Raw genomic sequence first — 26439 nt, 5'->3', positions numbered from 1 at the left:
ACCTAGTGCCATAAACAACATGCAACTTGAAAGCAGGAAAAGTGAAGTCGTTACTAATTTACCATTGGAAACGGACGGACTTAACCATAACATATGCCAATCTGTATACGATGTTGGTGAAAAGGCAGCGAAATTGTGCAGCAAGAAGGGTGCTTTTTAGCTGCTGCAAAAAGAATGAGTGCAAAAACCATATATCCGCTGGCTGATTTGAAAAACTGGGAAACAAATACAAACAAGGACGATATGGCTACCATAGAAACAAAAGCAGCAACATAGGCTTTCAACATTCCCAATGTTTCCGTGAAACTAGATGTTGTTCCAGCAAAAAAGCTACAAATAGAGGTTACGATGCCGAGTACAATCAGGATTCCAGCCATACATGTGACAAGAGCAGCCGCTTTTGTTGCATAGACTTGAAACCGTGAATTGGGTCGTAGTAAAGCAAGTTTCATCGTTCTGGATCCTACTTCGCCAGGAAATAAATCAGCTGTAATGGTTAAAATCAAGAGCGGGATCCAAATGCTCGTATAAATCGAAAGCATCTCAATCGGAAAAGACTGGCTAACTGCAAAAAGTCCAAGAAAAGGCTGTAATGCTTGAAGTGAAACGGCGAGTACGATCGGCAATAGAGCTGAAAAAATAGCAAACATCACGACTTTTTTTCGATAAAACATTAAGTAAAGTTCATTTAAGTAAGCAGCACGCCATCTATGCACTCGCGTTGTCCTCCTTTGGAAGCTGAAGCTCATCGATATAGAATTGCTCCAAGGATTGATTTTTTTGCAATAAGTCAGAGACATATCCTTCTCTTCTCAACTGCCCCCCTATAACGATCCCAACTCGATTACATAACTGTTCTAACTCGTGAATCATATGGCTCGAAATTAGAAATGAGGTTCCCATTTCCGTGGACAACTGCTTGATTAATTTCCGAAACATCACGGTTCCTTCAATATCCAATCCATTCGTAGGCTCATCTAGTATGACAAGTTTCGGCTCAGGTAATATAGCCGCGGCAAGCGCTAATTTTTGTTTCATCCCTGTTGAATAGCCTTTAATTTTTTCTTTGCGTACTTTAAGTAAGCCTACACGATCCAATACTTCTTCGATTCGTTTCGATACAACAGCTGGGTAGAACCGAGCTACTAGTGCTAAATACTGATTTGCTGTAAGAAAATCATGAAAATCCGCCGATTCAACCATCGTGCCTACATGCTGCATACCCGCTTCAAAATGTTCGGGTATTTTATGATTAAACAAAGTAATTGTTCCTTGATCCGGTCGAATTAAACCCGTTATCAATTTTAAAAATGTCGTTTTCCCTGCACCGTTTGGCCCGAGCAAACCATACACATCACCAGCATATAGCCGAAGTGTCATATCGCGAATTCCGCGTTTATTGCCATATTCTTTACATAGATTAGTTGTTTCTAAAATGATATCCATTTGGTTCCCCCATTCATGAACAGCAGACAAGCTTCAACAGGGAAGCCTGTCTGCATGAGCATCTAACTTGCGTAAACCCTTATTGATTTTGCTTACCTTGGTGATCGTGCTTCAATGTTTGCACTGTTTTTCCAGTAAGATCAACGGTTTCGGGTGTTGTTTGATTATAATCTGATAGATTCGCTTGAAGGTGCAGTGTAACTTGATGTACGGTGCCGGCATCATCTTTGCCTGATACGGTTAGATCCGCTTCTTGATGAGAAAGATAATTACTTGAATTCACTGTTGCTTTAATCGATACATGTTCAATTTTGATGTCTTGGGTCAGTTGAGGAGCTGCATTTTTCAGAAAATCCTCTTGAAATGGTAGGGCATTCGCCTGAACACCATCATCACTTTTTTCGCCGTCGTGTTCGGTCTTAGTAGCTTCTTTAATAGCGATTGGCGCCAATGCATTGACTACAGTTGGAATTTGCGCGTTATCCAGTTGTATCGAAATCTCTTTGGAACCATCATCCTTCGTATCAACAGCTACATAATCTTTCAGATTCCCGACTAACGCATCAATAACCGTTTCAACCTGCTGAGGAATTTCCGTTTCATTCAGCTTATTCTCGGTTTTATGTTTCTTCTCGTTCTCTTGTTTCACGAAATACACATCACTGGCAGCTGATTTAAGTACTGTTTGGTTTGCTTCCTTATAGAAGCTAAGTGCTTGCTGTGTGCCGCCCACTGCAACATCTGCGTTTCCGCTTGCTGTTTTCGAATCTAGACTCACTTTAAAATTTCCACTCGCACTAGCAAGCACTGCTCCATTATCTTGTAAAGCCGCTTCTGCTTGTACAGCAACATTTTGCACCGTTTTGGTATTTTTAAGCGCTGATTTATAGGCTTCATACCCTGATGTACTCGCCATTGCGCTAAACCCAGTTGTCACCATAACGATGCTACTAATCCCAACAACACTGCCTAACATGATCCACTTTTTTTTCATGATTTCCTCCTAATATAGGGAGGGATCTTTGAGTGGCACTCAAAGTCTCTCCTTTTTGGTATTGGGCTTACAACTAAATCATAGGCAACAAAAATGAAACGCTTATGAACCAATTCTTAAAACTTTCTTAACTATCCATTTATTCAAAAATAAAAATCCGTTCATCACTTGAACGGATTTATAGAGACTTATAGTTTCGTTGAATATTCGCTTACGAGTTTCTTCTTCCAAACTTTGTTCTCCACAACTTCATACCAATGAATAACTTGGAATAGCATATTTTGCGCTTTTGGAACCCTGCTTAATAATTGATGTATAACAGCCGCGGCAGCTATGCCAAGCACTGCGCCCGCCAAAACGTCTGATGGGTAATGAACCCCTGTCCATACTCGCGATAATGCAATGCAAGCCGCTAAGACAAACCACACCATTCCTTCTTTTCTACGGAAAATCCAAATGGAAGCAGCAATGACAAAAGCCCCGGTTGCATGGTCACTTGGAAATGAAGCATTCGCTGGATGTTCAATCAATTGAAGCACCGTATGCGTTACAAAAGGACGGTCTCGATAGAAAAAATGTCCGATAATTCCGCTGCATGCAAATGCTACACAGGCAGAAACAAGCGATTGCGCAACCATTTGACGTTGGATTCGATGCCTAGTAAACCAATAAATCACTATGCCAATGTAAAATACGTACTCAGCATAAGAAGCAAACATACGCATAACAGGATTTAGAACATCCATCGTGCGTCCTAACCCATTAACCATTTGAAACAACTGATAATCCAACTGAGCGAAACTCATGTTCATCAATCCTTTAATTATAGTAGATGCCGCAAAGACGACATTACAATAACTTTACATGATGAAAATGAGAGGAAAATGAGAAAACATAATAATATAAATTTACAACCTTGGAAACTTCACACTTATTTTTGTTCCAACTTTCTCCTGACTGCTGACCGTTATTTCTCCCTGATAATTATTGACGAGACGCTTAGCAATGCTTAACCCAAGTCCAGTTCCTGCTAATTCACGGCTCCTTGCTTTATCCACACGGTAGAAACGATCGAAGACATGCGCCAGATCTTCCTTGGGAATACCAACTCCGTGATCTGCGATGGTTATTTCAACTTCATTTTTAAATGTTGTTCCTTCAATTAAGATTCTTTTATTTTCTTTCGTGTATTTGACGGCATTATCCAAAATGATTAAGAGAATCTGCTCCATATGCAGTGGGTTTATTGATATGAAAACATCTCTAATTTTCACCAAATTCAGCTCAAATACAAAATCCGGATGGAGTAGCTCCAATCTTTTTATCGTCTCATGAATAATAGGTTCAAGTTGGCTTGGCTCTCTATTTTCATATGAGAATTGAGACTCTGCTCTCGTTAATGTCAGTAATTCTTGAACAATACCTCGCAAACGCCTAACCTCTTGTAGAGATGCTGACAGTGATTCATCGAGCACAACAGGATCGGATTTCCCCCAGCGATCTAAGAGCGATAAATGCCCCTCCAAAATGGTTATGGGCGTTCGAAGCTCATGGGAAGCATCTTCAACAAACTGTTTCTGTTGACGAAAAGAAACTTCCAGTTGATCCATCAATTCATTAAAAAGTTTCGCTAAACTAGATAATTCGTCCCCATTTTCTATCTGCACAACTCGTTCCTTAAGTCCATTCTCCTGGACGTTCTGCATCGTTGATGCCAACGTTCGAATCGGACGCATGAACTGCCGCGCAATGGCTAAACCACCGAGTCCGCTAATAAAAATAGCCAGTACCCCACCGACTGCCATTACCCACAAAATCGTCTCGCTAAAATGATCGAATGTTTCCAAATTACTTGCCAACTCAATAGTCCCAACAAAGGCAGAGGTAATCAGTGGACTCCTGTATATTAAAATGTGCTCTTCCTGATGGGTAATGTCGGTTAGCTCTTGTGAACTAGTTGGTTTCCGTGAAACCCAGTTCTCATCAAAATGGTTTGAAACAGTCAGTAATGAAGTCCCTTCCTTATCAAGGATGCGTATCATTTGATTTTTTCCAATAATCTTCTCTAAATAAGATCGGCTATCTGAAATTTGCAAAGTCTCTGTCCTATTCAATTTCTCGTTAAAATAATCTTCAAGCTGAATCATATTCACTTGAATTTGATCTTTCTCTTGTTTCAGCATCCATTGTTTAAGCACTATGTATTGAGCAAAATTATAGGTTACAAATATCAAAAAGATTAACGCGGTAGCTCCAAACATGAGCTTCCACTTGATCGGAAGGCGCCGAATCATCATGGTTAGACGTTCTATCATCTCATTACATATCCTATTCCTCTTATGGTGTGAATTAAATTTGTTTCACCGTTATAACCTAGTTTGTTTCGCAAATACCTTACATAGACATCAACAACATTCGTCTCAACCAAAGAATCATACCCCCATACTTGATCCAAAAGCATATCACGTGTTAAGACAAGATTATGGTTCTTCATGAACATAACTAATAGATCGAACTCGCGTTTCGTAAGCGCAACAATTTGTTGATCCTTATATACAATACGGGCATCCACATCGACAGTAATATTCTGAAAAGAAAGCTTTTCATGCGTATCGTTTCTTTCTAACTCCGTGCGGCGAAAAATAGCTCTTATTCGAGCTAATAATTCTTCAATGGCAAATGGTTTTGGCATGTAATCATCTGCACCGCTATCTAAGCCAGATACACGATCCACAACGCTATCTCTGGCTGTCAACATCAGGATCGGTGTCTTCTTGGCTGCACGTATCCGTCGACACACCTCAATGCCATGAAGTCCCGGCAGCATGAGATCCAACAATATTAAGTCCCACTCTTCTTGAAGCGCTAATTCCAATCCGGTTTTCCCATCATAAGCGGCCTGCACTTCAAACAATTCATGCTCCAGCTCCAGTTGAATAAATCGGACTAAGTTTTTTTCATCTTCAATGAGCAATATTCGTTTCATCGTTATCTCCCTGATCCATAAGTTAAAGTTTACCAGTGCATGTATCCCCAAGTAGTTTGAAGATCAAGATGTTTTTCTATACAGTATCATCCCATTGAACGACTTTAACAATAAAAAATGAGAATTTAATGAGAATTACACAGAAGCATTCGAATCCTTACCGTGTACTTACAATTAACGCCACTACAGGCCGCTATTTTACCGTAAAGTGGCCATCTCAGAGCTGAAGTGAACTAGCGTCCGCTATTTCTCCGTTTTGGCAGGGAAAACGGAGATTGGCAGGTAAATAGAGCCCTGTAGTTCCGCGAACACGTGGAATCGGCCGATTTTGCCAGGAATAACGGCCCCAGGTTCCCTTAACAATAAGAAAAAACGGCCCGTGTTCGCGACTGTTGCGCGAATGGGCCGTTTTTTTCATTTTAAGAAATTACCATACAAATGCGGATGTGATGATTACCAAAAGAATAAAGAGAACCAAAATTGCTGCTGCGTTGTTACCATAACCTGCACAACTACCACCATAACCTACTGCTCCCATGTGTACTCATTCCCCTCTGGTGAAATGTCACTACGGTATAAAATATGTTGGTTACGCAATGATTGATTGGACGTATGTACCAAATCGAGTATAAATAACCGGCATTTATAATAAAGATTTTCGGGTCATCCCCTTTTTAAACCATCCCGAAAAAATAGTGCAAATTCCAGCCATGTGCCCACGCATTATTTTTAAAGTTGAATCTTATATATTACCCCACCACAGCAACTCAAATTTCACCTTCATTAACCATAAAAAGGTCATCCTTAGATGAAAAATAAGGGCGGCCTTTTTGATATTTCCAGCCAGTACCCAACTCACCTGTCAGCATTATTTTACCGACAAAAAAACGGTCTGTATCGCTTCTATTTCGCGATAAGACCGTTTTTTGTTTTTTGCGATGTCAGGTTAGATTGCAAAAGTCATCAAGATAATAACTAAAAGAATAAAAAGAACCAGAACAGCTGCTGCGTTGTTAACACCATAACCAGCACAACTTGCACCACTCATATCTAGTCATTCCCCTCAAGTGAATTTTAACTACGGTATAATCTACGCTGGGTACGTGATCATTGCTTGGGCATAAGTCTATATTCTGCTTCATTTTTCAATTATTGTTCTGAGGTAGTGAAATAACAGATTGCACTACACGTTTGCCCAAGCGGAAATTTAATTTTTGCATAATTTAATTCTACTCATCATTGTGAAGGAGATCGGCTGTTGAAAAGGGAGTGAAAATTATGAAATCGCGCGATTCCCTAGGTGGTTATAAGGCCTACATTAGTCTAGGTTCTACATGTCAAACAGCCCATCAGCTTAGAAGACTAGGCTTACGAAAATATGCGGGGCCCTTAGATTGGTTTATTTCCGATTCGACAGGGGAAGTGGTTCGTTTGATAAATCATCGTTTCAAAGGATTTATGGAACTTAGCCAGCTTGAACTCATTGGCACTACCTATGAATGCTTTGTTATAAGAGATAATGCAAGTGGCGTTACATCTTTCCATGACTTCCCTCTTTATCTCACTGCGGAGCGATGGCGTGATGCTTATCCCGCGTTTAAAGAAAAGCTCAATCGACGCGTAGATCGGTTTATGAAAACTATGCAAGGTCAACCCATTCTTTTTATTAGAACCAATGCTACAAAAAAGGAAGCACAAGAGCTGCATGCCGCATTAAAAAGGCTGAAACATGGAAAATTCCACCTTCTGATCGTGAATAACCACCAAAAAGACAGCAAAGATGTGATTTACGAGTCTTGGGGGCTAGGTGGAATTAGCTCGGTGCTTCTACCACAAGGGGAAGACTGGAGAGGATCTAACCAAGCTTGGGATACGTGTATGAACGGCTTTAAATTAAAAGCTTCGTCCCTTCGTTGAGTTTGACCCTACAATCCTCAATGACAAAAAGAGCAGTTGCCGCGGCGATCTGCTCCTGGTTTGTTTGAACTAACGCTATTCGCTAGCAGGTAGCCCCAATGGAAATTATTTTATTCTCTTATGAATAGGATGGTCCTCATTTAACTCAAGTAAATCCCATAGGTTCCCATATAGATCTTTAAATACGGCGACAATTCCATAGGACTGTTCTTTGGGCTCTCTAACGAACTCAATTCCTTTTGCCACCATGTCATTATAATCTCTCCAGAAGTCATCCGTGTTTAAAAACAGAAAAACCCTACCACCCGTCTGGTTTCCGATAAACCTATCTTGTTCCTCTTTCGATGCTTTCGCAAGCAATAACGTGGTGCCAACTGAACCTGGCGGGGATACTACTACCCATCGTTTATCTTGCTCAGGTTGATAGGTATCCTCAACTAAAGTGAAGTTCAGCTTCTTTGTATAAAAGTCTATTGCTTCATCATAATCTTTTACCACTAGAGCAATATGAACTATTGATTGAATCATATTTGACTCCTCCTTAATTTCTATCATAAATATGAAAAAAATAAGTGAAAGGATTCTTACTGTCAGTTATCCCTTTCTCAACGGATACTTCCTTCCATTCACTAAAATCTATTTCCGGAAAATAGGTATCTCCATCAAACTCATGATGAATTTTTGTTACATACATTTTTTTAACATATGGCATAAATAATTTGTAAATCTGTTCTCCTCCAAAAATGAATATCTTCTCTTCATTCTGGCATAGATCAAAAACTTCTTGGATGGAATGCGCCATTTCACATCCTTCTATGCTTAACTCTGTATCTCTACTTAATATAATATTTCTACGATCGGGAAGTACCTTTCCAATGGATTCAAAATTCCTTCTCCCCAATACAATTGTATGTCCTTTTGTTATTTTGTTAACATACCGCCAGTCATTAGGGATTCTCCATGGAATGTCATTGTCTTTTCCAATGACTCTGTTTTTGTCCATTGCGGCAATTAGAATATATCTCCACTTACCCCACCCTTTAACATGTTTGCTTTATAAAATTATATTACCGCTAAGATTTGATTTTTATGGTGCTTATCATGATCATTAAATTCATGAATGATGTAAAGCAAAGAATAGGGTGTGCCGGTGTGCGGGCAAGTATCTACGCCATTCACGGTAACATGTTTAGAAACAACTTCTGTTTCAGCTAACAGTATTTCAACTAACTGAAGGCGGGTTATTTTAAATTCATCAAGCAGACGATTTTGAGAAATTCGAAGTCTCCAATTCATTTTGGAATAATAAACCATATTTATAATACCGAATATATGTTCGTTTGTGAAGATATAATTTTGTTCAGCGCTTTTAATTCACGTTATCATTTCAGTTGATTTGCCCCCCTTCCTAACATGGATTGTCCCCCTCACTAAAAAAAAGCAGGTGATATAGTGTTTATATAAGTAAGCATTAACCACTCGGGGGTATGTGAAATGACAAACCAATCTAGGATCGCGACGGCCAATCGTCCTTTCGCCTGCTACGGTGCGGAGCAGCTAGAGAGTATTCGCAATCGGGTTTTCATGCAGCCTAAATTGCGGCAGGAATATGAGCGGCAATGGAAGTTGTCGGATACATTTGCAAATGAGGAATTGTCCTTGCCTATTCAACGGATATATGCTTTCCGAACCGTTCCTTTTGTGTTCCGAACGCCGGAGAACGCTGCCTATCTGAAGTTCGCTTTACATATTCGGGGAAAAGGAGAAGTTTGGATCAACCAAGTACAGCTTACCCATTCGGAAAAAGGGCTGCCTATTCCGCTAGAGAACGGCAGGTTCGATCACGGGTTACTCGGATGGGCAGCATCGTCGCACTCCGTCACAAGCTCAGCCTCCCTTCAGCCTTCCGAAAACCCCGGACAAGGGCAGTGCTTGCACGTAAAGAACTTGTCAAATAACAACCACATGCAACTGTCAATTACAGATCCGATTCCTGTGCATGCCAAGGAGCACTACAGTATTCAGACGAATCTTCGATTGGATCAACACTTCTCGGATGACGGTGTAACGATCGAAGTGGAGTTCCAGGACGCTGTCGGTCAGCCTGTGGATGCGGTATATATTTCGCCCTCCTTTAACCGCAAAACACCGACCAATTGGGCTGCCCTGCTGGAGACAACTGGAGCGGATGCAAACGTCTATATGGTAACCGGGAATATGGAGTACGCAGAGCGGGCCAAACGAAAGATGCTGTACATGCTGCCCGATATGTGCCAAGGCATGGATATTTTCAAAGCGACTGGCTGGCATGATGATGATACATACGGAGCCGTCCATATAGGACGGGGCATCGCCGTGTTATCGGTCATATACGACCAGATTGCAGACTCGGGTGTCATCCTTCCACACGAGAGCGCAGACATCCATGCTAATTTCCGTTATATAGCTAAAATGATGATGGACACCGCATATTATCGGTTCGATCTCGAGCAGTTTCCGGATGAAAAGGGAGGCAAGCGGAGCAACTGGAACGCGGACCGCGCTACTGGCCTCGGGATCTACGCACTCATTTTCCCCGAAGAAAAGCTCGCTGATGACTATCTGGCCCATACCTGTGCTGTCGTTGATTGGCAGCTGGAGCATGTCGTAGATCAGGACGGCGCGTGGCCTGAAAATATCCGTTACCATGGCGCTGTGCTGCATAGGTACTTTCTATTTTTCACGCTGCTGCAGCGACTTAAGGGCGTAGACTACTGGTCACGAGACAAGGTAAAAAAGATGTACCGCTTCTTAATCGACACGGTGACTCCGAAGGATAACGTTCAGGGCGGGCCGGATTCGGAGCCTAAACTGCTGTCTCCTGCTGTTGGCGATTCAACGGTTGACGACCAGTGGTTTCGTATGTTTGCTTACGCAGCGCCCTTTTATGCCACAACAGATTCACAGCTTAGTCGGGAAATGATGTGGGCTTGGCAGCATGGGGGTGGCGTGTTTCGCGATACGGGGGCTTATCCTTGTACCCTTCTCGCACTTCTCTACCCACTGCCAGAGCTTCCTCAAGAAGCTCCTGCGCTGACTTCCGTCCACTATCCAGGGATGGGCTATATTATTTTCCGCCAAAATGCCGGTGTGTGGGGCCGTGAGAACTATGCCATTTTTGAATCTTCGCCACTCACCTATCATGCCCATCACGATGAGGGGCATTTCTCCATCTGGGCGAACGGTACCCCGCTGACCCTGGATCCTGGGACGGGTGGATATTACAATGGAGACCGCCACTGGTATGTGAACGGACATGCGCATAACGTAGTTCAATTCATGGACGAAGCAGGGGTCATACAGAATGGCCCGCTGAAAAGCCTCTGTGAGGAAGTTTTCTTTTCGAATCAATTCGATTATGTTCGGAGTAAAATTCCAGATAGCCATGCGGAAACTTACCATCGCCACTTTGCCTATGTGAAAGCCGGCGTTGATGTTTATGTGGTTTGGGATCGTATTCGTAGTGAGAACAATAGCATCTGGAATCTGCATGCGATGAGCACAATGTCTGATATAGAGAACAATCGGATCACGGCCCATTGCTTAAATGACATGAAATTGGAAGTCACTTTCCTTGAGCCAAGCGGCATTTCAGTATCTAAGGATCACGGAGCCGTATCTGGTGCCTATCCCCTGACCGTACAAGAACACTTCCGAATTAGCAGCATTGGCGTTGGTGGCGGTTGCGGTGATGGCGGTGATGATGGCGGCCGAGATAACAGCTCTAATTGCAACCGAGATTATCTGACTCTGCTCTATCCAAAAACCCGCGAAGCATCCGCACTGGTCATACAATCTTTTCCAACTGATGCCGATTGCCCTGAAATACGGATGTACAAAATACTCCGGGATGAACAAACCATGTTCTACTTGTTAGTGAACGGGACAGAACAATCGCACACATTCCGCTGCCAAGCTGGATCAGCACTTTTGAATCCCCACAACAAGACAACCTATTCCTCCGACCATAACGGAGAGTGTCACGTTCAGGTGGAAGCCGGCAGGCTGACTATCCTTCTCACAAACGACTAATACAAACAAGGTCAATCGACATTACGTCGACTGACCTTGTTTGTTATTTATTCCTTTATAACGTCCAAACGAATCACATTCCATGAACTCTTAGAAAGCCTAGCCTGAACATGCCCTTCTTCCATTCTTGCAGTTCCTTGATTATGAGGGATTACATTTTCCGGATGAAGCTTGGTATTGGTTGCTTTCAGATCGTCATGTTCAAGCACCAAATGCTCAACTAACCTAACTTCGCAGAAGCTGCGAAGATTGATATCCAGATCAAGCGTTTCGCTCAAATGACGATTCACAGCAAAAACCGTAATTTGACTCTGTTCCTCGTTATAAACACTGATGGCTTCCAAAAAAGGAACATCTGTATAGTCTTTGGAGTCATATTTCGGCGATCGGATAACAGGGTGCAGCACTTTTCCCCTGCCGTAAAGAGAAGCATGGAGATAAGGATAATACGTCGTTTGCAGCCAAACAGGCCCGCCGTTCTCGGTCATAATAGGTGCGATGACATTGATCAATTGTGCCATACACGCCATTTTTACCCGATCGGCATGCTTAAGCATAGTAATCAGAAAACAGCCGACGGCAAGGGCATCCTCCAGGGTATAAGTGTCCTCGAATTCAGCCGGCGCAATCTGCCAGCGCTCCGTAGCACGGCTGGTGCCAATCGAATTCCATACGTTCCATTCGTCCAAAGAAAGGTATAACTTCTTCTTACTCCGCTTCTTGGCTTTGACATAATCACAGATGGAAGCAACTGTGCTAATGAATTGATCCATATCCAGTGAACGGGCAAGAAAATTCTCCGAATTGTTTTCGTTATTGTTGTAATACGTATGCAAGGATAGAAAATCCACTTGATCATAACTCAGATCCAAAACCGTAGCTTCCCAATCGGCGAAGGTCGCCATGCCGCTGCTGGAGCTCCCGCACGCGACAAGCTCAAGATTAGGATCCACCCATCTCATGACTTTCGCCGTTTCATTGGCCAAGCGGCCATATTCTACCGCCGTCTTGGCGCCGATTTGCCATGGACCGTCCATTTCGTTGCCTAAGCACCATGTTTTGAACCGGTGAGGCTCCTTATAGCCATGGGATATTCGGAGGTCGCTCCAATAGGAGCCAGACGGGTGGTTGCAGTATTCCACCAGGTTGCGCGCATCATCTGCACCACGCGTGCCAAGATTAACGGCCATCATGACATCTGTACCCGCAAGCTTAGCCCAATCGGCGAATTCATTCGTTCCAACCTGATTGGTTTCTGTCGTCCACCAAGCCAGCTCCAGCTTCTGTTTGCGCTCCGATTGGGGGCCAACGCCGTCCTCCCAGTTGTAGCCGGATACGAAGTTCCCGCCAGGGTATCGAATAATCGGAACCTGCAATCTCCGAATAACTTCCAAGGCATCCCGGCGGAATCCGCATTCATCTGCTGTTGGATGGGAAGGTTCATAAATGCCTCCATATACCGCACGACCCAAATGTTCAATAAAAGAACCGTAAATCCGCGGATCAACCTCATCGAGAATAAAGTCTTTGTCGACAATCATAGATGCTTGTAGTGCCATTGCCTTTTCCCCCTATTTAATTAGTGCGTTATACCTTTAAAAGAAAAGCTATATGCGTAACTGCGGTTTGCATAAAGGGTAAACTCCGGATGCGTCTTCGACATCCAGCTATCATCGCCGCCGACCCCCATTTGCCGGTAGTTAACTCGCAGCGCGATTTTGTCACTAGCAGGCAGTTTATACATATGATCGTGCGCTTCCAGCTCAGACGGTGTGTAAGGCAGCGCGTTCAGCTCCACAGCCCTAGCTCCTTCAATCCGTAAGCCAAGTCCATCGGCACGGGTCAGCTCAGCCCACCTTACATCGGTTTTGTTCCCACACTCTTGAGGGCGCAGATACGGCACATACTGGTCGGCAACTTTCCCTTGATAGATCCCCAACCTTGCGCTTTCCGCACGGTCCCAATGATTCTCATGCGGGCCTCTGCCATACCATGCCAGGTTCTCAAAGCTGGCATCCAGCTGAAGCAGCATGCCGATCTCAGGAATTTCCGGCAGGTTAGGACCAGGCTGCAGTTCCTCACTCAGCTGAATCGTGCCGTCCCCTCTCACGACATAGAACAATTTGCAAGACGAGCTGTGTGTCGTTGGCAACATGTACTCAACCGCTATTTCTACCTTATCCGCGTAGGAATGTATATGCATGACATGAAGCTTACGCTCCTGTCCGGCTTCCTTCCAAGTCCTGCTTCGTTCCGGGAGCTTATTCCCTTTATCATTGTCGATGCTGGCACGCCAAAAGTTTGGCTTCGGAGCTTCTTTCATGAGCTCGACGCCTTTATACGAATAGGAACTCAAATCTCCGGTCAACTTGTTGAATGTCACGCTAAAATCGGAACCAAACGCTGTAAAAGACGTCTCCGACTCCTCCGTACGCAACTCCCCAACCTCTGGAGGTGGCAAAGCCTGTGTCACAACGGGCAGCAGAAACTGTTCGAATGCAACCTCATGCCCGGCATCCGCCCAAGCTCTATCTTCCTTCTCTAGCAATTGAATCGTCAATGTACACTCCTCACCATCGTTCACGTTCATTGGCAGCCCAATAGGAAGTGTAATCTCTGCCGTGTCACCCGCTTCCACCGCTAGCGTAACGTGCCCTTCATCCACACTTATACCATTTTTCGCTAATTCCCATTTCAAATCATAATCACTTAAGTTCGTAAACAGGAAGTTGTTCTTTACACGAATGCGGCATTGCTCCAAATCTATCATCTCAAACTTCACATTCTGATAGCATTTCTTCACTTCAACTAATTTAGGAGTGACACTGCGATCTGCGAAAATAAGACCATTCCCGCAAAAGGTGCCATCATTAGGGGTATCACCGAAATCCCCGCCATAGGCCAGATACTCGGTACCCTCTAAAGTTTTCGTGCGGATGGCTTGGTCAATCCAGTCCCAGATGAAGCCGCCTTGGAGAATCGGATACTTATCAAATAGCTCGCAATATTTAAAGAGATTCCCATTCGAGTTCCCCATCGCGTGACTATATTCACATAAAATAAAAGGTTTCTTAGGATTAGTAAGTGCATACTCCTCTACTTTGCCAGGAAGTGTATACATTTGGCTTTCCATGTCAGAAGCTGCGTCAGATTTCCGGCAGCGCGTGACGCCTTCATAGTGAACCAACCGAGTTGGATCGTTGGACCGGAAGAAATCGTGCATGTTAATAAAGTTATCTCCGCCCCATGACTCATTGCCCAGTGACCAGATGATGATCGAAGGATGATTTTTATCCCGCTGCAGCATGGAATTCGCCCGGTCTAAGACATTGGCCGTCCATTCCGGTTTGCTCGCAGGGACTGTCCAGCCTTCCTCCTCTTGGAAATTCTTCCAGCTTCCATGTGTTTCAAGGTTGGTTTCGTCAATGACATACAACCCATATTCATCACACAGGTCATACCAAAGCGGATGATTCGGATAATGCGAAGTACGAACGGCGTTGATATTATAGGCTTTCATCAGCTGAATATCGCGAACCATATCGTCATAGTGAATGGCGCGGCCTGTATCGCAGTTAAACTCGTGACGGTTCACACCCTTGAACACGATACGTTTGCCGTTAATCTTCATCAGTCCATCGATCAACTCAAATCTGCGGAATCCGATGCGGCAGCTCACCGCTTCAACTAAATCCCCGGATGAATCTTTCAACGATAGAACCAAATGGTACAGATTCGGAGTCTCAGCCGTCCACTTCATAGGGTCATTAAGCATTGTGCGAAGATGAAGCTCCTGCTCATTCTCACCGTCCAACCTTACGTCCGCGGACAAAGATGCTTGTACAAGATTCCCATCCTGATCATAAAGGCTGACTTCCAGCCTGTGCCTGTCTAAATGCTCACTGAACGCATTCGTCACCGTTGCCTTTATATGCAAAAGGCCGTGCCGATATTCGTCGTCCAAATCCGCCACAGCACTGAAATCGTAAATATGCACTCTCGGCGTGCTGTACAAGTAAACATCGCGGAAAATCCCGCTCATCCGCCAGAAATCCTGATCCTCCAACCAACTGGCATCGCACCAGCGATAGACCTCTACAGCCAATTTGTTTTCGCCTTCATGTACATAGGGAGTCAGGTCAAATTCCGCAGGAGTAAACGAGTCTTCGCTGTAACCGACCAATTCACCATTCACCCAGACGTAAAAAGCCGATTCCACACCTTGGAAACTAATATAAACAGGTGAATCCTTCCAATTACTTGGTACCGTAAATGTTCGTGTATAGGAGCCAACAGGATTATACTTCGTCGGTGCAAAAGGGGGCTTGATATCCTCCTTGCCTTCCCAAGGATATCTAACATTCGTGTACTGCGGGTAATCGTAACCCTGTAGCTGCCAATGCCCAGGAACTTGAATCGTATCCCAGCCGCTGGTATCATAGCCCATTTCGTAAAAATTTCTAATCCGCTGATCCGGGGTTTCGGCAAAGCTGAATTGCCACATGCCATTTAGTGATGCCACGGATTGGGATGCGCTTCTGTCCCCTTTAAGCGCCTCTTCTATCGAGGCATAGGGCATTAAAGTCGCATGAGCTTTCATTCGATTCAATTGAAAAATCTCCGGATTATTGTTCCACTCGGGGTACCCGTTTTTCGGAGGAAGATAGGAATATTTTTGACGCATATCAAGCACCTCTTTTGCTAGATTTTTATTTTATATACAGCTGTTTAAATTCTGAGGGTGTCATACCCGTATGCTTCTTAAATAATTCACTGAAATGTCGCCTATCTTCATATCCCAGAGCCTGAGCAATCTCTTGAACCTGCTTTCCTTCAAGCAGCATCGCTTTCGTCTGCTCCATCCGCTCCGTGGTTACGAATTGGGTAACCGTCATCCCCGTCACCTTTTTGAACAAATTAGCAAAATAACTACCACTCAAATAAACCAGTTTGGCATAATCATTAACGGTCATGTTAGAAGAGACATTCTGCCGAATGTGCGCAATGACTTGCTCAACTACTTGATTCACATCTTCAACGTGGCGTTTCTGAATGAACTCGCAGCCGAGCCTGCACAATTCCTTAATGTTTTCTTGAAGTTCCTTCAGCTTATAGGAAGAGAGATTTTTGATGGAGTACAAATAGCGTTCAATCCCTTCCATCTCATCGCGCGTTAGCTTTTCAGAAAAGACCCGATTGATTAGAAAAGCCAGCTCATCACACATTCCTTTCACCACCTCGGGAGCAGGAGGCGTCGAGGCATGAACGGCTTCCTCAAACAGTTCATCTACAAGGCTGCACGCTTTTTGCAAATTTCCCGACCTCAAGCAGTAAAACAGCTCCTTCTCCTTCTCGGGAGAGTAGCGAGGTAACGTTTGATGGACCGGGCTTAAATCCCGATACGTGAAAACGGTATTGCCTCCCGTATAGAAATTATAGGAGATGGCCGCGAACGCCTGGGAATACGAATACGAGATCTGATGGATCTCCTGCACTTCTTCTCCAAGCCCAATCGATATCGTATATCGGGAGTATTTATTGACATTTTCGCGGCATTTTTCCGCAATGACGTCTGCATGATAAGCATCCGAAGGATTGAATATCGCGACAAATCGGTTCGTATGATCTCGAAAAACGAAACCTTTGGTGTGCTCCCTCAAGCTTTCCTCCAAAATATTGTGAACGGTAAATCGGATGAGCTCGACCTCCTGAACAGGCAGCGTATCCGTTTGCTCACTGAACTGATCGATTTCTGTCAACATCACAATGAAACGCTCTCGTTCAAGTCCAATATTTAGAAAATCCCAACGCTTTTGTGCCTGTTCAGGGGTCGTACGGAACTGCAGCAGCAGTTGAAAATATTCCTGCCTCAAAAATGGCAAGCTTTCCCGCAGCTTTCTTTCCATTTCCCGATAACGCTGTGTTTCATGAATTTCCTCTTCAATGGACTGCTTCGCCTTCAACACAACATCGATAATCTTCTGCGGAGTATACGGTTTGACAATATAATCAAACGCACCTAGGCGAAGCGCCTCCTGCGCGTACTCAAAATCGGTATAGCCACTCAAAAAGACAATTTTCGTTCGTGGAAACCAAGCCAGGATCTGTCTGGTCATCTCCAGCCCGTCTACTTTGGGCATTCGAATGTCCGTCAGCACAATGTGCGGCTCCGTTTGTTTAATCAGTTCAATCCCCTGCTCGCCATTGCTCGCAGTACCCGAAATGCAAACCCCGTAAGACGTCCAATCGATTTGATTGGCAATGCCCTGTACGACGGTTTTGATATCGTCGATCACACACATTCTAAGTTCAGTCGTCATTGCTTCATCACTCGCCTGTCAATGGGATAGTTAGTTGCACCGTGGTGGAGACATAAGGCTCGCTGCTCAGACGAATATCTGCTTTATTGCCGTAGTAAAGCCGCAGTCGCCCATACACATTGCGAAGTGCGTAGCTTTTCTTCAACGTCTGCTCACTCCGCATATCCGCATCGACGGATGGGACATCCATGCCTGCACCGTTGTCCCCCACCAGTAGAATGAGATGTGACTCGGATTTGGAGATGGATATCCGAATGTTCCCCATCCTATCCATACTCTGAAAGCCATGCAAGATGGAGTTTTCTACCAAGGGTTGCAAAATAATTTTCAAAACGGGAACATCCCGTAATGTCGGGTCCGTCAACTCAATCGCATACTCGAACAAGTCCTCGTAACATTTTTGCTGAAGTATTAAATATTGCCTTACATGATCCATCTCTTTCGCTAAAGTGGTCATCTCATTCCCGCCGTTCAAGCCAAATTGGAACAAGAGAGACAGTGACGTGATCATCTCCGTGACGTCCCGGTTTTGAGACGTTTCCGACTTCCAAATGATCGTGTTCAATGTGTTATACAAAAAGTGCGGATCAATTTGCGCCTGAAGCGCTTTGACCTCCATCTTGCGTTTCTCATATTCGGCTTCCTTGACGTCCTCAATCAGCGAAGAAATTTCCTCCAGCATGCGGTTAAACTTCAGACCGACCTGCGTCACTTCATCTTCATATTTACTGGTGAAGCGCACATCGAGTTGATTTTGTTCCACTTTCTTCATTAAACCTTGCAGTTTGTGGAGCGGCTTCAGGAGAAAGCTCGAGATGACATTCGATAACACGAAAGCCAATATAGCGCAGCATAACATGATCCAAAGGGTGATTGTTTTAATGCGATTCACTTGATGAAGCAAATCCGACTGCGTCTGTATGCTGACCATCGTCCAATTGTCCGCCAGTGTCAGCCTCGAATAGTTAACCAAATACTTTTTACCAGCGATGTCATGCTTGAAAAATCCACGTTCCTGGTTCTTCAGCTGCTCTAAAAAAGAAGCATCCCCTTGAAAGGGAGGTGTATTGCCGCTTAGCGGAAGGACAGTTTCACCTTTGTTTGATATGAGATAATAGTTTTTTGTTTGATCCAATAAACCATCTGTGACAACCTTGCTAATGGCCTCTTCCTTGACGTTAACGACAACATATACATCACGAACGTCCGCTTCTGTAACGGGCTTCATGATCAACGAAATCACCCTCGACTTTCCTGAAAAAAGCGGATCCTCGTGATCTTCCAGCCATACGACACGTTCGGTTGTGTTCAGATATTGGGAGAATAGCGTATCTTTGAAACGAATCTGTCCGTTACGAAGATCATTCGTGGCATACATCTCGCCAACAGGTGTGTAAATTAAAACGGACTGAATCGAAGGCTCTATGAGTTTCATTTGCCCTAGAGGCGTCTGCAAAGAAGATAAACGCGTATAATAGGAAGCCGAATGATTCGAAACAACATCTTCCATAGCGTTCTTGAAGGGGTCGCTGAGCATCATGGAAGAAGTCGTAACAATGATGTGTCTAAGCTTCTCGTCAAACACGCGTGCTGTTTTATTGAGTGTATTCTGACTGGAAATAAAGGCTTCACTTTCTGTTGATCGAAAGGCAATCCAGTACGACATCATTCCTGTTATTGCGATGGAGACGACAGTCAATATCAGAACCAAGAACCATAACCTCCGGCGGAGCGAAAGCCGATAATACCATTTGTTCAAGCTGTTTCCCCCTTCTCCGCACAATAATAAGGAAGAGACGCGCTGCTTTAGGCCGCGCGCCCCTTACCTATTGTATCCATTAAACTTTGCGCCTATTTGGCAAGACTACCCTGCAGTTTGCCCGGATCGAAATTCGGATCCGCCTTCATCTTCGTTTCTCCCGCGGCACGCGCTTTGTCCAATGCCGCATTATAGCGAGTGTTCAAATCGCTCAAAAGCTTGTCCAAGTCTCCGCCCTCAAGCATGTATTTAATGATGACGTTCCCTAATTTTGTTCCTTCCACCTTGGTTTCTGCTACGCCAGTCGGAGTCGTTGCATATAAAGCGTCGAACTTCGTAGGCAAGAAACCTTCAATACCTGGCATAGCCGGCTTATTCGCAGTGGCGTTCACATCCGGCACAATCGAGATGCCAAGACCTTTTTCATGATATGCCTTTTGGAAGTCCAGATTATAGATGTACTCCAAGAATTTCCATGCTTTATCTTTGTTCGGAGTGTCTTTGTTGATGCCAATATAATTCCCCGTATTCGCAACGGCTACAGTTCCTTGCTGTTTCCCGTCAATCGTTGGGGGCAGAGCCGCACTCCAATTAATTTGGGTCGGGAATTGGCTTTGATACACAGCAGGTTCACCCGAGTGGTTAAAATACATACCGATTTTTCCAGCTGCGAATTGGGCACGAAGCGGATCAATGTCAAGCGATTCAACACCAGGCAGCATACTGCCGTCCTGCTTCATTTGGCGAAGCGCCTCAACAATAGGCTTATAAGCAGCAAAATCGTACTGACCTGTTTTGTAATTATAGCCGTCCAACACGGACGTTCCGCTGAAGGATCCGATAGGGTTGGCAATCCGTGAGAAGGCAGAGCTTGGATTCTTGAAGTTTTCCGCAAAACCGTAAGCTCCGATATCTTTGCCAGCTTCCGTAATCTTCTTGGCGTCTTCCACCATTTCCTGAATCGTTTTCGGCGGTTCCGTAATCCCTGCTTTTTTGAAAAGATCAACGTTATAGATTAATCTCCAATATTGCCCTGTGTTCGGAAGCGAATAAATTTTTCCATCGACCATATTGCTATCTTCAACAAGTAGATTATTATATCGTTTCTTCATATCCTCTGTCATCATATCGTTCAGGGGCAATAGATAACCTTTCTTCACAAAGCCGGGGAAATCGTTGGTCCGAAAGATATCAGGTGCTTGTTTACTGGCAAAAGCAATATCGACCGACTGGTTAAAGTTGTCCGCCATCACCGTCATCTCAACTTCAATGTTGTCCTTGTTGGTTTCATTGAACTTTTTGATAACTTCCTTCATATAGTCAGCGTCATGACGGTCAATCGTCCAGTAGGCAAGCTTCGTCTTCTGCCCGCTTGCTGCAGGTGCGCTGCTTGCGCTGCCACTATTATTCGTAGGTTGATTGGTTTGTCCACCGCATGCTGCAAGTGAAGCTACCAGTGTAACGCCAAGCATTGCGCTCATTACTACTTTTTTACTCATGTTGTTAACCCTCCCGTTTTTCTCTTTCAAATGTCTGAACCATGCCTCATGTAACTGTTTTCATAATAACGCTATATCCGTTTTGACCGTGAAGGACAAATCAACTTTCCAGGTGGGGGAAAATAACTCTTTTGTATGTTCCTGTAACAATTATCCTTTTACACTTCCTGCCGTCACCTGAATAAATGACTTATTCGCCAATATATAGACGACCAGAATGGGTAGGAAAGATAAACAAGCTCCAGCCATCATCAGATGTGCCTCGGCCGCGGCGCCAATGCCGTAGCGCAAATTAGCCAGCCCAACCGTCAATGTTTGCAATTTCGGGTTCGTCATCGTGAAGACCAGCGGCAAGATATATTCATTCCAAGCGCCGCGGAACGTGAACAGTCCAGTGACGCCTAGTGCAGGGCTCAAGAGCGGAAGAATAATTCGCCAATACACCGTAAAGAAATTACAGCCGTCGATGTAAGCCGCTTCGTCCAAATCCTTCGGTATAGCCTTAAAGAAACCGATCAACATAAAGTAAATGACCGCATGGGAACTAATCAGAATGAGAATGACGCCCCAAAGGGATTTGTTTAAACCAAGTTTAACCATAAGATTGAACTGCGGCATCAATACCACGGCGCCAATGGAGATAAACATCGTGCTCGCTTGCAGAGCTACATACAATTTTTTACCCGGGAACCTCGTTCTGTCCACCGCATAAGCCGACATGGTTGCAACGAGCAGCGTGCCAATCGTCACGATTACGCTGATAAAGAGGCTATTCCACGTAAACTGTGCGAAATTAGCCTGCTTCCAGGCTGTTGCATAGTTGGAAAACTTCCAGACAGTCGGCAATAGGGTAGCGCCGGTTGTCAATTCAGCATTCGTTTTTACAGAGCCCAGCATCGCCATAATAATAGGGAATATCGTGAAAAAGGCGACTGCGATCAAAAAAATCCATTTGATGCTGTGCCCGATAATGCGGCCGCCGAGGTAACCGCCTGATTTCGTGCTTGTAGTCATTGTATACCCTCCTCTGTTAATCCTGATTCAATCGTTTGGACATCGCGAAATAAACAATGGTAATTAACCCGACGATCAGGGCTGTTACGAAACCGGCGGCGCTGCCGTAGCCAATTTGTTGGACGGTCGGAGAAACAGCCGAGACTGGGAAAAATAGCTTGTACACATATAGATACATGACATCGGTTTTGCCGAAAGGTCCTCCCTCGGTCATGACCATAATACTTTCATACCCTTTCAGGGAGTTGATTATGGCAAGCATAACGATCATCTGCAAGACAGGTCCGAGCATCGGAATCGTAATGTACCAAAACTTTTGGACCACATTCGCTCCATCAATGGATGCACTCTCATATAAATCATCTGGAATCCCTTGCAATCCGGCAATGAATAGGAGCATATAGTTACCGATCGCGCCCCAGATGGCCATAATAATAACCGTTAACATGGCGTAATCCGGCCCCAGCCAATCAATCGCTTTGGAGATTAAGCCGTATTTTAGCAAAAATTGATTGAGCAGTCCGTTATACGAATTAAAAATGGTGAAAAATACGATCGCCATAACGGAAGTGCTTATGATCGTCGGCATAAAGTATACGGCGCGCAGCAGTACCTTCCCTTTGATCCCCCGGTTCAAAATAACGGCAAGGATCAGTGAAAGCGGCAGCACGATAATCAGCTTGCCACCTGCATAGATCATAGTGTTATATACCGAATGCCAATATTCCGTATCGCGCAGCAATCTTGCAAAATTGTCGATACCGATAAATTTCTCTTCGCCATATCCCTGATAATCGTAAAACATATAGCGAAACGCCCATATAAGCGGATAGATGCCTAACGCCAAAGTTAAAAACAGACTTGGAAAAATAAAAACATAGGAATTGAAAAGGGAGTTCCTTTTGCGCATATGTGATCTACTCCTTAGACTTAATTAGTAGATTAAGCATATTACAACCGCGCTGACAGGCGGGAGTGGTAATCCAACTATGTCCGTGTGACAAATCAACTGTCTTCCTCCCAGGGGAAGGACATCGGGAAATTTGCTGTACATACGCGGTAAATTCATGGCCAATGCACACAAATGCACGGCAAAAGCAAATAGACCGCGAAAAATCGCGGCCTCATTTGCCTACATGCTAATTAAAATGGATCATAAATGTCTTGATCTCATATGGCTTCATCTGAACGCTTATTCGAGCGTCATGCTGCTGTTCGCCTTCCAGGCGTTCGAGCAGATCACATTCCTGCCAGGACGCAATCCGGACATCGCTCGTAATGTCCACTTGCCCGCTTATACCTGCGAATTCGTGTACGCGTATAATGACCGCGTTTTGGCCCTCAGCATGTTTGACTGCATCAATCATGACATGATCGCAGGAAAGCTGGAACAGGCTGAACGATGCTTGATCAGGCGCGCCAGACGCAGATGACAATGGATTGTTAAGCGACCATGCGGATTGCATCGTTTGACCATCGTACCAATCGCCGGCATGCGGAAGCAGGGAATATGTGAAGTGATGCTCGCCAAGGTCAGCCGTAGGGTCAGGAACCTTCGCGGACTTGATCAGCGTGAGTCTCATCACATGATCTTTGATATCATAGCCGTATTTGCAATCATTCAAGAGGCTGACGCCATACCCCCGTTCGGACAAATCGGCCCACTGATGGCCAACCGTCTCGAACCGTGCGTAATCCCAACTCGTATTCCAATGCGTAGGCCGCTTTACATTGCCGAATTGAATATCGTAGGTCGCTTCCGTCGCCCGGATGCGCACAGGAAATGCTACCTTCAACAGTTTCCGCTGCTCATTCCAATTCACATGCGTTTTGAAATCTATTCTGCGGCTATGCGCGTAGAGCACCATATCTTGTACCACGGTTGAATCCATGTAGGACCATTCGAATCGAACGATAGCAGCCAAAGCTCCGGTGTCCGTCACTTCCATCCGAGTCACACAAGTCATTTCCTGTTTTTTCTCCGTATAAAAAATATCAATATCCCACGCCTCGTGCCGACCTTTCGGCTTGTCTTCAAACACCTCAAATCGGTTGCCTCGTTGACCCTCAGCGATGATTTCCCGCTTCTCTATGCGATCATAGAGTCGTTCGATCTGACCATGAGCATCCCATTCAATTTCGTAAAAAGGAGTAATTAACCCCTGATCCAGCTTTTGGAATGGATTCTCCTTAACCTTTTGCATATACGTGTCCGCTTGATCGGCCTGACGAATCACTGTGTAACCCATCGATGGGACGTTCTCAACCTTCACCCACATCTTCCCATCCACCCGCTGCACTTCAAGCGGACGTTGATGAGCATCCAACCACTCTTCTGCAGATGTTCCTTGCGGCAAGCTTACGATATCTGTTTGCTCCCAAGGCGAACTGTTGAACACTACCACTTCACGCCCCTGCTTGCCGTCCGTTAGATAGGAAACGGATTGATCCCACACCTTCTCACCAATGGCACGTGCTTCAGCGTATTCAACCCTGCTGTCCTCGTAGACCTCTCGAATCGACGAACCCGGGATGATGTCATGGAACTGATTGCGTAAAATAATCTTCCAACCTTCATAGAGAAGGAGCGAGCTTTCCCTAGTCCCTGCATGTGCGGTGGTATTTAATATGCTGCTCATAACTTGCATCCATTCGGTTTCTCTATACAAAAGCTCCAGCTTTCGATTCATCAGCTTGTTATAAGCTTGACTGGTGTAGGTGCCGCGATGCAGCTCCAGATACAATTCACCATCCCATGTGTGCACATAGGAATTTGAGTTCGACACCTGTTGCTGCAACTCGTTGAAATACGTATCGGCGCGTCCCGTTTTCACCGCGGGAATACCAGGTATTTGATCCAGTCTGCGCCTCATCTCCAGCATTTCCCGGTTTACGCCACCCCCGCCATCGCCGTATCCATAGGCCAACAGTAAAGAGGAATTGAGCGATTTATCACGATAGGCGTCCCAAATCCCTTGTACCGAGGATGGCGTCACTTTTCCGTTGTACGTATAGTAGAAGGCTCCTTCACTGGAGCCAGGATCCGGCGTAGTAATGAAATGAGTCAAAATTTCGGTACCATCAATCCCCCTCCACATAAAAGTGTCATGAGGCATCCGGTTGTATTGATTCCAACTGATTTTCGTCGTCATGAAAGTTTCAATACCGGCCTTTCGCAAAATCTGCGGCAGCGCCCAGCTGTATCCAAATACATCAGGCAACCACAAATAATTGCAGGCAACACCAAATTCATCACGGAAAAATTGGGTGCCATACAGAAGCTGCCGTACAAGCGATTCCCCGGAAGCCAAGTTGCAATCCGCCTCCAGCCACATCGCACCGCCTGCTTCCCAGCGTCCTTCCTGCACACGTTCCTTGATCCGTTCATAAATTTCCGGATAATCCGATTTGATGTATTCATACAGTTGCGGCTGAGTTTGTAGGAAAATGTACTCCGGGTACTGCTCCATTAATCGCAGCACCGTCGAAAAAGATCTTGCGGCTTTTTCCCGCGTATGCTTCAAACGCCAGAGCCATGCGACATCGATATGCGTGTGCCCGATGCATTGAACCACAACCGAGTGCAGCTTGGGCACCGCTGACAACGCATTTTGAAGCTGCTCCTGCGCGCTGGCAACTGAATTGTAAAAAGCATCGCTGCCCGGCCTTGACCAATCCAGCAGCAGAAAAGCTTGATCCAGCATAGACAGCAGCTGGTGCCGTTCCGGACGATTCTCATCCAGAATGCGAATCGTTTCCAGCAAAGCTTTGGCTGTGTAGTATAGATCGTCGCATGCTTCATCCAGCCAGCACAAAGCTGCCATCTCCAGCTTGCTCTCCATTTCAAGGTGGCTTTGATAGCCGCCTAACCCCGACCATAAGCGGAAGCGAAGCTGGATCGTGGAACCAATTAGTTCCTCAGCGAAAAATACTTCCTCATGATTCGAGTCCACGCCCTGATACGGCTCCCCGTTCAGAAAAAGCAGCGACTCAAACCCGCTGTTTGTTCCTCCACCCGTTTGGCCTAAGTTAAATCGGCCGATGACCTTCTTTCCTTTCCACTCGGCCGGGATAACAGGGTCCGCAGCTAACCAATAGTAGACATCGCGCCCTTTCCAGCGATCTCCAATTTGAATAGTCCCCCACTCGCCGTCTTCGGTCGGATAAGCTCCAATCGCTCCTTCGGCATCGTGTTTCATTCGAAAAGTATCGATAACCCTCGCATCACGGTAGCGAAATGGTTCCAGTTCATGGATTCGCGCATGCAATTTCTCAACAGTCCAAAACATTGACATACTCCCTTCAAACCTGTGATCGTGTTTTATATAAGTCTATATCCCTGAGGGATGGATATGTCTATTTTAACCCTTTTGAAGGCGATTGGGTGATAGGTAATCTCATGATTCGTAGGGGGTAAAATCATTTTCTATCAG

Annotated in this window: 21 protein-coding genes; 2 read left to right on the top strand and 19 right to left on the bottom strand. The window is 44.9% G+C overall.

Going from position 1 to position 26439, the window contains the following annotated elements:
* Positions 1-80 precede the first annotated feature (80 nt).
* The 8 genes from GON05_RS00880 to GON05_RS00845 all read right to left on the bottom strand — a co-directional run bounded on the left by GON05_RS00880 (position 81) and on the right by GON05_RS00845 (position 6474).
* On the bottom strand, positions 81-716 hold the full coding sequence (locus GON05_RS00880) for an ABC transporter permease (RefSeq protein ID WP_309491736.1): 636 nt from the start codon (positions 714-716) through the stop codon (positions 81-83).
* The gene (locus tag GON05_RS00875) at positions 709-1446 is read right to left on the bottom strand and encodes an ABC transporter ATP-binding protein (protein WP_157317372.1); all 738 of its coding nucleotides are present in this window, start codon (positions 1444-1446) and stop codon (positions 709-711) included. The genes GON05_RS00880 and GON05_RS00875 overlap by 8 nt, the downstream gene beginning before the upstream one ends.
* Before the next feature lie 79 nt (positions 1447-1525).
* Positions 1526-2440, bottom strand: coding sequence for a hypothetical protein (locus tag GON05_RS00870; protein ID WP_157317371.1), 915 nt, complete (start codon positions 2438-2440; stop codon positions 1526-1528).
* Between the two features lie 188 nt (positions 2441-2628).
* Complete coding sequence (locus GON05_RS00865) at positions 2629-3246, bottom strand: undecaprenyl-diphosphatase (RefSeq protein WP_157317370.1); 618 nt, start codon at positions 3244-3246, stop codon at positions 2629-2631.
* Positions 3247-3348: 102 nt separating this feature from the next.
* On the bottom strand, positions 3349-4755 hold the full coding sequence (locus GON05_RS00860) for a HAMP domain-containing sensor histidine kinase (protein WP_246238733.1): 1407 nt from the start codon (positions 4753-4755) through the stop codon (positions 3349-3351).
* Complete coding sequence (locus GON05_RS00855; protein WP_157317369.1) at positions 4752-5426, bottom strand: response regulator transcription factor; 675 nt, start codon at positions 5424-5426, stop codon at positions 4752-4754. Before GON05_RS00855 ends, GON05_RS00860 begins: the two co-directional genes overlap by 4 nt.
* A gap of 427 nt (positions 5427-5853) precedes the next feature.
* Positions 5854-5964, bottom strand: coding sequence for a YjcZ family sporulation protein (locus GON05_RS00850; RefSeq protein WP_127455728.1), 111 nt, complete (start codon positions 5962-5964; stop codon positions 5854-5856).
* 408 nt (positions 5965-6372) lie between these two features.
* Complete coding sequence (locus tag GON05_RS00845) at positions 6373-6474, bottom strand: sporulation protein YjcZ (RefSeq protein ID WP_127455727.1); 102 nt, start codon at positions 6472-6474, stop codon at positions 6373-6375.
* Between the two features lie 230 nt (positions 6475-6704).
* Between GON05_RS00845 and GON05_RS00840 the strand changes: the two genes are divergently transcribed.
* Positions 6705-7343 carry a DUF1796 family putative cysteine peptidase gene (locus GON05_RS00840; protein ID WP_157317368.1) on the top strand — a complete coding sequence of 213 codons (639 nt, stop codon included), beginning with the start codon at positions 6705-6707 and terminating at the stop codon, positions 7341-7343.
* Between the two features lie 105 nt (positions 7344-7448).
* Here the strand turns inward: GON05_RS00840 and GON05_RS00835 are convergent, their stop codons facing one another.
* Genes GON05_RS00835 through GON05_RS00825 form a run of 3 tightly spaced genes read right to left on the bottom strand, consistent with a single transcriptional unit; the run spans position 7449 to position 8639 of the window.
* On the bottom strand, positions 7449-7871 hold the full coding sequence (locus tag GON05_RS00835; RefSeq protein WP_157317367.1) for a VOC family protein: 423 nt from the start codon (positions 7869-7871) through the stop codon (positions 7449-7451).
* A 13-nt stretch (positions 7872-7884) separates the two neighbouring features.
* A complete protein-coding gene (locus GON05_RS00830) occupies positions 7885-8361 on the bottom strand; it encodes a dihydrofolate reductase (protein WP_397368774.1) in 477 nt (158 codons plus the stop codon).
* A 44-nt stretch (positions 8362-8405) separates the two neighbouring features.
* Positions 8406-8639: a hypothetical protein gene (locus GON05_RS00825; RefSeq protein ID WP_185157169.1), complete on the bottom strand. Its 234-nt coding sequence runs from the start codon at positions 8637-8639 to the stop codon at positions 8406-8408.
* Positions 8640-8837: 198 nt separating this feature from the next.
* On the opposite strand from GON05_RS00825, the gene GON05_RS00820 reads away from it, so the two are divergent.
* Positions 8838-11414 carry a heparinase II/III domain-containing protein gene (locus GON05_RS00820; protein WP_157317365.1) on the top strand — a complete coding sequence of 859 codons (2577 nt, stop codon included), beginning with the start codon at positions 8838-8840 and terminating at the stop codon, positions 11412-11414.
* A gap of 47 nt (positions 11415-11461) precedes the next feature.
* Here GON05_RS00820 and arfA read toward each other — a convergent pair whose 3' ends face one another.
* From arfA to GON05_RS00780, 8 genes are all read right to left on the bottom strand, one after another.
* Positions 11462-12973: an arabinosylfuranosidase ArfA gene (gene arfA, locus GON05_RS00815; RefSeq protein ID WP_157317364.1), complete on the bottom strand. Its 1512-nt coding sequence runs from the start codon at positions 12971-12973 to the stop codon at positions 11462-11464.
* A 20-nt stretch (positions 12974-12993) separates the two neighbouring features.
* Positions 12994-16098, bottom strand: coding sequence for a beta-galactosidase, LacZ type (lacZ, locus tag GON05_RS00810; RefSeq protein WP_157317363.1), 3105 nt, complete (start codon positions 16096-16098; stop codon positions 12994-12996).
* Positions 16099-16123: 25 nt separating this feature from the next.
* Positions 16124-17734, bottom strand: coding sequence for a response regulator (locus GON05_RS00805; protein ID WP_157317362.1), 1611 nt, complete (start codon positions 17732-17734; stop codon positions 16124-16126).
* A gap of 7 nt (positions 17735-17741) precedes the next feature.
* Positions 17742-19493 carry a sensor histidine kinase gene (locus GON05_RS00800; RefSeq protein ID WP_157317361.1) on the bottom strand — a complete coding sequence of 584 codons (1752 nt, stop codon included), beginning with the start codon at positions 19491-19493 and terminating at the stop codon, positions 17742-17744.
* A gap of 92 nt (positions 19494-19585) precedes the next feature.
* Complete coding sequence (locus GON05_RS00795) at positions 19586-20992, bottom strand: ABC transporter substrate-binding protein (protein WP_157317360.1); 1407 nt, start codon at positions 20990-20992, stop codon at positions 19586-19588.
* A 150-nt stretch (positions 20993-21142) separates the two neighbouring features.
* On the bottom strand, positions 21143-22006 hold the full coding sequence (locus tag GON05_RS00790) for a carbohydrate ABC transporter permease (RefSeq protein ID WP_157317359.1): 864 nt from the start codon (positions 22004-22006) through the stop codon (positions 21143-21145).
* Between the two features lie 16 nt (positions 22007-22022).
* Positions 22023-22916 (bottom strand): carbohydrate ABC transporter permease, encoded by an 894-nt coding sequence (locus GON05_RS00785; protein WP_127455718.1) that lies wholly within the window; start codon positions 22914-22916, stop codon positions 22023-22025.
* Between the two features lie 229 nt (positions 22917-23145).
* Entirely contained in the window at positions 23146-26295 is a 3150-nt protein-coding gene (locus GON05_RS00780; protein ID WP_157317358.1) for an alpha-mannosidase, read from the bottom strand.
* Positions 26296-26439: the final 144 nt, after the last annotated feature.

This window comes from Paenibacillus anseongensis (assembly GCF_009757995.1).
GTDB classification, from domain to species: domain Bacteria; phylum Bacillota; class Bacilli; order Paenibacillales; family NBRC-103111; genus Paenibacillus_E; species Paenibacillus_E chondroitinus.
This window is presented reverse-complemented; position numbering and strand designations above follow the sequence as displayed.